The 10762-nt window shown below is 76.9% G+C and carries 6 protein-coding genes; 2 read left to right on the top strand and 4 right to left on the bottom strand.

From position 1 onward, the window contains the following. Positions 1 to 10: 10 nt before the first annotated feature. From QBL21_RS02550 to QBL21_RS02535, 4 genes are read right to left on the bottom strand one after another with little or no spacing between them, the layout of a single operon-like run. On the bottom strand, positions 11 to 1732 hold the full coding sequence (locus QBL21_RS02550) for a nitroreductase family protein (protein WP_407560316.1): 1722 nt from the start codon (positions 1730 to 1732) through the stop codon (positions 11 to 13). Positions 1733 to 1784: 52 nt separating this feature from the next. Continuing rightward, positions 1785 to 3839, bottom strand: coding sequence for a TOMM precursor leader peptide-binding protein (locus QBL21_RS02545; RefSeq protein ID WP_407560315.1), 2055 nt, complete (start codon positions 3837 to 3839; stop codon positions 1785 to 1787). Further along, positions 3826 to 5997: a TOMM precursor leader peptide-binding protein gene (locus QBL21_RS02540; protein ID WP_407560314.1), complete on the bottom strand. Its 2172-nt coding sequence runs from the start codon at positions 5995 to 5997 to the stop codon at positions 3826 to 3828. The genes QBL21_RS02545 and QBL21_RS02540 overlap by 14 nt, the downstream gene beginning before the upstream one ends. A gap of 5 nt (positions 5998 to 6002) precedes the next feature. Beyond that, positions 6003 to 7979: a BTAD domain-containing putative transcriptional regulator gene (locus QBL21_RS02535; protein ID WP_407566279.1), complete on the bottom strand. Its 1977-nt coding sequence runs from the start codon at positions 7977 to 7979 to the stop codon at positions 6003 to 6005. 496 nt (positions 7980 to 8475) lie between these two features. On the opposite strand from QBL21_RS02535, the gene QBL21_RS02530 reads away from it, so the two are divergent. Beyond that, a complete protein-coding gene (locus QBL21_RS02530; RefSeq protein WP_407560313.1) occupies positions 8476 to 9564 on the top strand; it encodes a serine/threonine-protein kinase in 1089 nt (362 codons plus the stop codon). Further along, on the top strand, positions 9561 to 10754 hold the full coding sequence (locus QBL21_RS02525; RefSeq protein ID WP_407560312.1) for a hypothetical protein: 1194 nt from the start codon (positions 9561 to 9563) through the stop codon (positions 10752 to 10754). Before QBL21_RS02530 ends, QBL21_RS02525 begins: the two co-directional genes overlap by 4 nt. Positions 10755 to 10762 lie beyond the last annotated feature (8 nt).

Genomic DNA, 10762 nt, shown 5'->3' with positions numbered 1-10762 from the left:
CCCCGCCCCCTCAGGCGATCTCGAAGCGGAAGTCGGAGGCGCCGCGCCGCTCGTGGCCCAGCATCATGATCAGCAGCGGCATCTCGTCGGTCTCCAGCAGTTCGAACCGCTCGCGGTAGGCGATGTTGTCGAAGCCCAGCGCCACCCCGCAGCCGACGCCGAGCGCCGCCGCGGCGGTGTACGTGGCCTGGGCGACGCCGCCGATCAGCGCGTTGACCAGGCGGTAGCCGCGGTCGCCGACCGCGTCGAGCACGCTGTGCGTGCGGACGGTGGGCACGAGGACGGCGCCGGCCTGCTCCAGGTTGTAGTTGGCGAGGAAGTAGTTCTCCTGGAGGAACGCGCCCGGCGGCTCGTCCGAGACGCACCGCAGCGCGCCCGGCTCGTCCCCCGGCACGTACTCGTACGTGCCGGGCGCCACCCCGGACACGTGGTTGACCAGCGCGTACAGCTTCACCAGCCCGTCCGCGCCGGCCGCCGCCGCGTCCCCGCCGAGCCGCGAGCCGCCCGCGGCGGCGGCCAGACAGGCCGTCAGATGGCCGCCGTCCAGCGGCCGTTCGGCCGCGAACCGGCCGAAGCTGCTCCGCCGCGCGCGCAGCGCCGCGCGTACGTCCCGGGCCAGCGGCGCCCGCCCGGGCAGCGGCGTCTCGGGCCGCCGCGGGGCGGGGGCGGCGGCCTCGGCGGCGGCGAGCGCGCCGGGGGCAGGGCGGGCGGCGGCGTCGGCTGCGGTGGCCCGGTGCATGGAGGTGAGGGAGTCGAAGGTGAGGACGGTGCGGGAGCGTTCGACGTCGCGGTGGCGGACGGAGACCTCGGGCGGCACGACGGGCACGGGGACCGCGGGTGCCGCGGGTGCCGCGGGTGCCGCGGGTGCCGCGGCGGGGGCGCCGGCCGCGACCCCGTTCCCGGTACCGGTCTGCCCGGACCCCGTCCCACCCCCGTCCCCGGGCCCCGCTGCGGCCCCGTACCCCGCCCAGGGCAGCGGGACGACGGCGAAGATGCCCTCCGCCCCGCCCGCGACCCCCAGCAGCCGCGCCAGCCGCTCCTCGTCGAACCACAGCGCCGGCTCCAGCGCGGTCCCCCGCGCCCCGGCCCACGTCCGCCACGTGCCGAGCAGCGCGCCCACGTCCATGCTCACCGCGTGGAAGGAGAAGCTGTTGTACTTGAAGGAGTTCTGCCAGTACTTCACGCCCAGCACCAGGTACTGGTCCGTCTCCGCCCCCGGCGCCCCCTCCCCCAGCGCCTCCCGTACGACACCCGTGACATCGCCGGTGAGCAGCCGGCGCAGGGCGTGGTGGCGGGCGGAGTAGTAGTGCACGCCGGGCGGTACGGGCGCGGAGGCGCCGCTGACCCAGTAGACGGAGACGGGGTAGAGGCCGCCGCCGGAGGCGGTGCCGCGCGACCAGTTGGCCAGCGGGTAGAACGGCAGGGCGTTCAGGTCCGTGTTGGCCTGCACGCCGAGGCGCCGGCCCACCAGCCCGTACGAGTCCCGCAGCAGCCCGCCGAGCAGCCCGAGGTCGAACGCGGGCCCGCCGCCGCCCGCCGGGGACAGCAGCCCCCGCTCGACGGTGGCCGACGCCGGGTAAGCGGGGCCGTCGGTCAGCGGCAGCCGGTCCGTGCCCGGGTAGTGCTTGGTCTTGCGGGGACCGTCCGCCCAGTCGGGCACGAAGTCCACCGGCTCCATGGGCACCCGGCCGCGATGCATGATCGCGGTCGCGTATCCGTGGGCGTATCCCATCGTCTGCTCCTTCTGCGGGTGGTGGCCTCGTCAGCGGACTCGTGTGTCGTCGTCAGGGAAAGGGGTGCGGCGCGGGGTTCAGCTCGGCGTCGGTGAGGTCGTGGTCGCGCAGCCCGGCCTCGCGCAGTCCGGTGCGCAGCCGGGGCATCCCCAGCGCCCGCTGCCGGGTCCAGCCGAAGTCGATGGGCAGCAGCCCCGGTACGAGCACGCTGACCGTCCACAGCCCCAGCTCCCGCTGCTCGGGCAGGGTCTGGTCGACGACGACGACCTCGAACCCGGCCTCGGCGACCGCCGCCACGCACGTCGCGGCGTCCTCGGCGAGGTCGTCGGAGACGGGCAGGGTGCGCCCGGCGCCGTACCGCTCCCGCAGGGGCACCGGGCGCCGACGCGGCTTGAGCAGGAAGTCGGCGTACCGCGCCATCTCCGGCAGGCCGTAGACGAGCGGGTGGTCGTGGAGGGCGGCGACCTTGTCGAAGTCGGCGGCCATCGCCCGCAGCCGGGTCTCCTCGCGCTCCGTACGGCCGGCGAGGTTGACGGCGTCGGTGGCGATCTCGTCCAGCGCGGAGGCGAGCGCCGCCTCGGGGTCGAGCCCGGCGCCGGCGCCGAAGCACATCCGGCCGGGCCCGCCGTCGTGGCGCTCGGCGACGCCGGTGACGACGGGGATGGGGAAGGTCAGCGCGGCGTCGAAGAACCGGGCGCGGTAGCCGTACATCTCCAGCCGCGCGACCATCTGCCGGGTGGCGGGGCGGGTCGCGGAGGCCGGGTCCAGCTCGGTGAGCGGCTGCTGCCCGTACCAGGCGAGGAGGAAGGCGTCGCGCTCGACGACCTCCATGAGGCCGTAGTAGACGGCCTCGGCGGCGGAGCCGCCGGAGGCGCAGCCGTTGCTGCTCTCCTGGACGAACCGGTCGGCGAGGCCGGGGGTGTGGTAGTACGTCAGCACCTCGGGCACGAGCAGCGGGCGGCTCTCGGTGAGGGAGTGGCCCCAGACCCAGGAGATCTCGCGCTCGGGCGTGAACGGGGCGATGCCCGTGGCCCGGTGGAACCCGGGGGCGTAGAGCCCGCAGCGGCGCGGGTCGAGGGCGGGGCGGCCGTCGGCGGTGAGCTGGTCGAGGCTGGCGCGCACGGTGGTCGCGCGGGCGCGGGGGCGCATGCCGGCGTAGCGCTCCAGGCCCTCCAGGACGCCGATGCGCAGGCTGTCGCGGAAGGTGTCGGCGTGGCCGCCCCAGAAGGTCTCGCGGAGGTAGTCGCCGGAGCGGAGCGAGAAGCAGCCGATGGTGGCGGAGGTGGAGGTGGAGGAGACGTCGAGGACGACGGTGGGGCCGAGGGCACCGCAGACGGGGTTGGCGAACGCCTCGGTCGGCAGGTCGTAGTCCGCGAGCGACCGGGTGCGGAACGCGCCGGGGCGGTACTTGGGCGACGGGTCGAGGGCGAGGACGGCGGCGTCGGCGGAGTCGCGCTCGCGGGGGCCGCAGTCGGGGCACTCGGGGTCGGGGACGAGGGGGTAGCGGCGGACGGTGAGGTCGGCGAGGTCGAGCTGGTGGACGTCGCGGAAGCCGCCGGCCCGCCGGGCACCGACCGCACCGGTGCCGGTGCCGGTGCCGGAGTCCGCACCGGCGACCGCGGCGGCGACGACACCGGCGAGCGCCGCGACCGCGAACGGCGTCCACTGCGGCGGCACCCCCGCGGCGGCGGTCCCCGACCCCAGCTCGACCGCCTCCCGCAACTGCCGCGACCGCGCGGCCTGCCACCGCCGCTCCAGGCACCGCGCGCAACCGCGCGCACCGGTCCCGCGCCCGGTCCCGGGGAGCGGTCCGACGACGGCGTGGCGTCCGTAGATCCGTACGGGCACGGCTGAGCGGTCCGTACGACCCGGCTGACCCGGCTGACCCGGCTGACCTGGCTGACCTGACTGCCCGGCGAAGGCGTTCGACAGGCCCAGCGGCGCCACGTCCACCGGCGGCGGCGCCGCGAGCAGCGTCGCCAGGTGGGCCCGCAGCTCCGCCGCCAGCGCGGCGCTCGCCGTGTGCCACGGGCTTGTGGCCGGTGGCGCCTCGGGGGCTGCGGTCGCTGCGGGCGCCTCGGGGGCCTCGGGGTCAGCGGTCGGCACCGGGGCCCTCCGTGGTGAGCAGGACCCGGGCGGTGTGCAGGCCGGCCGACCGGAGGTCGACCGGCGTGGTGTCGCGCCACAGCACGTCGCGGCCCGCCGCGCGCAGCCGCTCCAGCACCACCGGGAACGTCACCGCCGCGCCGCCCGCGGCGTCCGGCGACTCCGAGAGCCGTATCGCGCCCGGCGCCAGGTCCGGCAGCAACTCGCCGCCCGTGTCCGGCGCCTCCCCCGTCTCCGCGCACGACTGCACCTGCCCCAGCAGGTCCCGCAGCGCCGCCACCGCGGCCCCCGTCGGCGTCAGCGCCGCCCCCGCCGCCCACCGGGCGGCCACGCCCGGCTCCCGGGCCAGCGCCACCGACACCCCGCTGCGTTCGGACTCCCCCAGGTCCAGCAGCTCCACCGCCACGCCCAGCGTCTCCGCCGAGCGCTCCAGGAAGACCCACTCCGGGTCATCGGCCGTTGTCTGCGCGCGGACCGGGGTAGCCCCGTGACCATCCCGAACCGCGCGCAGCAACGCCTCGTGCGCCAGCGCCGACAGCAGGGCGTGCCCCGCCGCCTCGCCCGCGCACTCCCCCGCCCCCGTACCCCAGGCCCCCCGCAACACAAGCCCGTCGCGGTTGGCCGCCCCCGTGGGGCACAACGCCGCCGCAGGCACGGCGACCTCGTCCTTCGTCAGCAGCGACGTCACCCGGGCCCAGGACGTCACCCCGTCCGCCGTGACCCCCGTACCGCCGTCGGCGACCAGCGCCTCGGGGCCCAGCCGCCGCATCCGCGCCGGGAGTCCGGGCAGCGGCCGTACGGGCGCGGCGTGCTCCGCGTACAGCGTGGCCGCCGTGCGCAGCCCGCGCAGCCGGGCGCCCGCCAGGTGGTGCACGTCGTACGCCGCCACCAGCCGCGGGCCCGCGGCGAGCGGCACCTCGACGCGGGAGACCTTCAGCGGGGTCTGGGTCAGCTCCTCGTCGCGGTAGCGGGTGAAGACGCCGACGTGCGGGCGGATCAGCGCGTCGCCGAGCCGGTTGAGGCCGGCGACCAGTTCCTCCGCGTCGCGGGCCGTCTCCACCGTCACCGTCGGCGCGACCGTCAGCTCCTCCGGCCGCAGCCCCGAGGCGCCAGCCCCGGCCCCCGCGGCCGGGCCGGCGCAGCGCGGGCAGCGCGGGTGCGGTCGCAGCGGCTCGGCGACGACGTCGAGGGAGTCCAGGTCCTGGATGAGCACCTGGCCCTCGGTCTCGGCGGGCAGCGCGCCGGTGGCGGTGCGGAAGACCTCGTACGCGAGCAGGTTGCCGATCATCGCCGCGACCGGCCCGGCCAGCGCCCCGCCCGCGGGCGCGGCGGCCGGCTCCGCCACCCCGGCCAGCTCCGCGAGCAGCGCGGCGGCGCCCGCCGGGTCGGTGGTGTCGCCGAGCCGCAGCAGGGCGCAGCCGAGGCAGCCGGCGGTCAGCCCGCCGGAGCGGGGGCCGACGACGACGCGGTCCCCGAACGTCCAGGCGGGGATGAGGAGCTGGCCTTCGGCGAGGCCGTCGCGCAGCAGGGCGTGGGTGCGGGCGGCGGCGTCGGCGCCGGTCACGACGAGCACCTGGTACGAGGAGAGCGCCCCGGCGTCCACCGGGCTGAGCGCGGCCGGGGAACCGGCGGCGGTCAGCTCGTCGGCCTCGGCGAGCGCCGCCTTCGTCCGCTCCTCCGCGGCGACTTCGGCGAGCCCGTTGCGGAGCAGGCCCAGCACGCACCAGCGGGCCGCCTCGCCCGTACCCAGCACCGCCACCCGCGTCTGCCGGAAGCGCACGAAGCGGGCCGCGGCCTCGTCCACGTAGTGGTCGACGTAAGCGATCTGCGCGGCGAACCGCTCCGCGACCGCGGCCGGCGGGCCCGGCTCCACGGCGGGCGCGGCGTCGCGGGCGAAGTCCCGCTCGACCAGCGAGCCGACCAGCTCCGCGACCATCGCCCGCTGCGGGGCGCCGAGTCCGGCGCAGATGTCGGTGAGCGGGCGGCTGCCGTCGAGGTGCGGCACGATCAGGGACGCGAAGCGGTACGCCGTGCGGCCGGCCAGGTGGAAGCCGCCGTCCGCGTTGTGGAAGAGCACGCCTCCGGGGGTCTGGGTGAACAGCACGTCCCGGCGCAGCCTGGGCCGCATCCCGGCGAGGTCGTCGAACGCTCGTGGCATCCCTCTCACACCTTCTGTCTCGGCTGACTGGTCCGGTTCGACTGGGTCGACCGACTGGGCTGAGCGGCGGGGCCGGTCTGGCCGGCGGGGCCGGCAAGGCTGGTCGTGGCGGCCGGGCCCGCCATGGCGGCGGGGCCGGCCCGGGCGGACCGGTCCGGCCGAGCGGCCCGCCCCGGCCCGGCGCCGCCGCCCGGCCCGGCGCCCTCGTCCGGCCCGCCGCCGCGGCCCGCCACCAGCCGCGTGTGCAGCCGCAGCAGCGGATGCGGGTGGTACGGGCCCGGCGGTCCGTCCTCCAGCAGGCCCGCGTCCGCGAGCCGTTCGAGGACCGCCTCGCACTCCGCGGCCGGCCGCCCGAGCACGGCGGCGCAGTCCGCCGCGTCCCAGCCGGGCTCCTCGATCGCGCCGAGCGCGACGTACGCCCCGGCGAGTTCGGGGCCGAGCCGGTCCAGAGCGGCGTCGAACAGGTCGACCACCGACATCCGCGGGTGGCCGCTGAGCGACAGCCGGCCCAGCGGGTCGTCGGCCAGCCAGCGGGCGCAGTCGCCGAGCCGCAGCGCCGGCCGGGTGCCGAGCCGGGCGGCGGCGATCACCAGGGCCAGCGGGTGGTGGCCGCACACCTCGGCCAGCTCCTCCGCGCCGCCCGGCTCCTCGGCCACCCGCTCCGCGCCCAGCACCTCCGTCAGCAACTCCCGCGCCTCCGCGGCGGGGAGCGCGCCGAGGCGGTGGACCCGTACGCCGTGGGTGGCGACCAGCCCGGCGAGGCCCAGCCGGCTGGTGATCAGCACCCCGTGCCCGGGCACGGCGGCCAGTACGTCGCGCGCCTGCGCGGCGTCGACCACGTCGTCCAGGACCAGCAGCGCCCGTTCCCCCGCGCCGGCGTCCGCCGTCCCCAGCCGCCCGGCGAGTTCGCCGACGACCTCCGCGGCGCCGCGCGGCGAGCCGTCCGGCGCCGCCATGGGGACCAGGGTCTGCCCGCCGGGGAAGTGGTCGCGTACGAGGTGCGCCATCTGCTGGGCGAGGGCGGTCTTGCCGATCCCGGGCCCGCCGCAGACCAGTTCCGCCGCCGGCGCGCCCGAGCCGTCGGGCTCCGCGGTCAGCCGCCGCCGCAGCGTCGCCACCGCCTCGGCCCGCCCGGTGAACCACGGCACCGGCGGCAGCGCGGGCGGGGCGGGAGCCGGTGCGGGCGCGGCCGGTGCGGCGGCCGGGAGGGCCGTACGGGCGGGCGGCTCGGCCGCCGGGCCCAGGTCCTCGCCGCGCAGGATCGACAGCTCCAGCCGCTGGAGCGCGGCCGAGGGCCCGACGCCGAGGCCGTCCGCGAGGTACGCCTTGAACCTGCGGTACTCCGCCAGCGCCTCCGTCTGCCGCCCCGTGCGGTACAGCGCCTCGATCAACTGCTCCCGGAACCGGCCGTGGTCGGGGTGCGCGCGGGTGACGCTCCACAGGTCCACCAGCGCCTGCCCGCACTGCCCCAGCTCCAGCCGCAGGTCGCACAGCCGCTCCACGACCCGCAGCCGCTCCTCCAGCAGCCGCGGCACCTCGTCGCGGTGGATGACCTCCGACCGCACGTTGGCCAGCACCCCGGTCTGCCACAGCGCCAGCGCCCCCTGCAACGCCCCGAGCGCCGCCTCCGCGGACAGCCCCGGCTCCTGCGTGCCCCGTACCCGCTCGCGGAACTCGACGAGGTCGAGGGAGCGCGCGTCCGCGGTGATCCGGTAGCCGCCGGGCACCGCCTCGATGGGGGTGTCCACCACCTCGTGCTTGGCGAAGAGCCGCCGCAGCCGCAGCACGCACGTCTGGAGCGCGGCCCGCGCGGTGGCCGGCTGCTCGTCGCCCCAGACCATGCGCTGGAGGTAGTCGACGGAGACGATGGCGCCCGCGTTGAGCAGCAGGGCGGCGAGCAGGTTGGCGGGCTTGGAGGGGTGCAGGACGACGGTCTCGCCGCCGTCGGTGATGCTCAGCGGCCCGAGCAACTGGAAGCGCACGGCGCTCACCGGCGCCCCCGGAGGGGCCGGCGGGCGGGGCGGTGGCCGCGGCCGTCGGCAGGGCGGTGAGCGGGGCCGTGAACGCGGAGTGCCGGAGCGGGTGGGGGCGTGGTCCGGGTCGTCATGCGAGCCACCTGTGTCCTGTCGGGGGGTCGGACGGACGCGGGCGACGCTACCCGCGTAAACCGACCCCGGGCAGGCCCGAAGCTGTCATGAACCTGCACCGCCGGGCGCAGCAAGCGGCCAGATCCCCCCGAAGCGGGACCGCCGCCAACCACCCGCCAACTGACGGCCCAGCGCACGCCTACCGGACGCCCGCCGGGACGCCCGCTGCCCATCGGATCCCGGCCCGCCGCCGGGCCCGCCGCCGCGTGCGGGAGGGGTCCCGGGGCCCTCGCGATACAACGATTCCGATGGGCCGCCGGGCATCGGCCGTACGTCCACCCGGGGGCTCCGCTACCGAAGGCCGGAAGCGGGCAGGGGGGCGAGCGCACCGATGGCGGCATACCGGATGACCGGCGGCCCGACCGGCGCGCGCGAACCCCTGCTGGCCCGCGGGCAGCGGGTCCACGACGGCCTGGTGGTCGACCGCCGCCTGGGCGAGGGCGCGTTCGCCGAGGTGTACCGCGTACGCCACCACGTCCTCGGCTGGCAGGCGCTCAAGCTCTTCAAGCACGGCGCGTCCCTCGGCGCCAACTTCAGCAGGCTCGACGAGGCGCGCATCCTGTCCACCCTCGGACACCCCAGCATCATCCGGGTGTTCGACGCGGGCACGGTGGACACGACCGAGGGCCTGCGCGGCTACTTCACCATGGAGTACGTCGCCGGGGGCAGCCTGGAGCGGCTGGTCGAGAGCCACGCCGGCATCGTCCCCGTGCCCCGCGTCACCGCCGTGCTGCGGCAGGCCGCCGACGGCCTCTCCGTCGCCCACGAGCGCCGGCAGCCGGTGGTGCACCGCGACCTGACGCTGGCCAACGTGCTCGTCACGTACGACGAGTCGGGGCTGCGGGTGAAGGTGAGCGACTTCGGCCTGGCGCGCGAGACCGACCCGGTGACGCGGGCGGCCAGCGCCCAGGGCACGGTCGCGTACATGCCGCCCGAGGTGCTCATCCGCGGTCGCGGCTACTCCGCCGCCGGGGACGTGTGGGCGCTGGGCACGATCGTGTACTACCTGCTCACCAACTGCTTCCCGTACGACGCCGGCGACCCGGTGCGGGCGTTCTCGCCGGAGCGGTTCGAGCACCCGCTGCGGCCGCCGGGCGACTTCAACGACGACGCCGGGCGGGAGCTGGACGGCCTGGTCGCGGACATGCTGCGCGTCGACCCGGCCGGCCGGCCGCCGATGCGCGAGGTCGCCGAACGCGCCCTGGCGCCGGAGCAGCCGGCGGAGCCGCGGACCACGGCGCCCCGGGCCGCGGAGCCGTCCGCGGACGAACTCGTACGCGCCGCCCTCGCGCTCTCCCGCGTCCCCGGCCGCCTCGCCGACGCGGCCGACCAACTCGAAGAAGCCGTCGACCGCCACCCCCGCCTGCGGGAGCGGCATCTGAACCGGCTCACCACCTGGCGTAGAGGAGTGGTCCTGTGAAGGAGTCCCCGGCCCGCTTCGCGGACCTGGCGGGTCTGCGGCTGTACCGCAGGAACATCTTCGCCGTCACCGGACTACCCGTGGACGCGCAGGGCCGTGCGGTACGGCGGCAGCGGCAGCGCGTGGACGCCCGGCTGGCGATCGAGGAGACCTGGCCGGGCGACGCCGACTCGCCCGTGCGGGGCGGCTACCGCAAGGACGAGGTGCGGCTCGCCTTCGAGGAGTTCCAGGACCCGCGGCGCCGGCTCGTGGACGAGCTGACGTGGTACTGGCGGGACGCCGACCTGGGCTGCGGCTGCGCCCCCGAGACGCACGAGTGGCACGACCAGGCCGTACGCGTGCACAGCAGGGCGATCGAGGGCGAGACCGGCGGCCTCGACCTGCCGGCGGCAGAACGGGCCCTGTTCTGGTGCGACGCGGCAGCCTGCTGGGCGCGGCTGCTGGCCTCCGCCGACCTCCGCGGCCACATCGCCGACCGGATGGCCGCCCTGGCCGACCCGCGGCTCGACGACCACTCCCCGGACGACTTCCTGGACGGGGTTCCCCTGCTGCTGGTCTCCCCGCTGGCCGAACTCGCCGGCGACCGCGCACGCCGGCAGCGGCTGACGCCGATCAGCACCGACTGGGCGAAGCACGCGGTCTTCGCGAGCCGGCTCCCCGACGTCTTCGAGGCGGCCGTCGAGGAGGCGGTCGACCGGCTGAACGACGCGCTGCGGACCGCCGGTGAGCGGCACGAGGCGGGGCAGCACGCGGACGCCCTGGCGGCCCTGGAGGAGCGGGTGCTGCCCGCGTACGCGGAGTTGGAGCCGCTGGAGCGGTACGTCTCGCAGTCGCGGTACGAGGAGCTGGCGCACACCGTCGCCGTGGCCCTCAACAACGTCACTCTCGGGACCTGCGAGGCGGGCCTGCAAAAGCCGTACCGAAGCAGGCTGATCGAGGTGATGGAGGCCGCGAGCAAGATCGCCCCGCAGCGCGACCGGGCCCAGATCGACCAGAACCTGACGGCCGTCCGGTACGGCCTCGCGCGCCCGGGGGCGACCTCGAAGCTCAAGCCCAGCGAGTGCTTCTCGTGCGTCTGGCTGCTGCTGACGATCGGCGGCGGGGTCGTCGGAGGGCTCACGGCGGGACCGGCCTGGGCGATCGGCATCATCGTCGGCGGGTTCGTCCTCGCCGGCATGTTCGCGTCATGAACTCGTAC

This window comes from Streptomyces sp. 184 (assembly GCF_045781775.1).
GTDB lineage: Bacteria > Actinomycetota > Actinomycetes > Streptomycetales > Streptomycetaceae > Streptomyces.
Note: the sequence above shows the minus strand (reverse complement) of the source record. Positions and strands in the feature narration are given on the sequence as shown.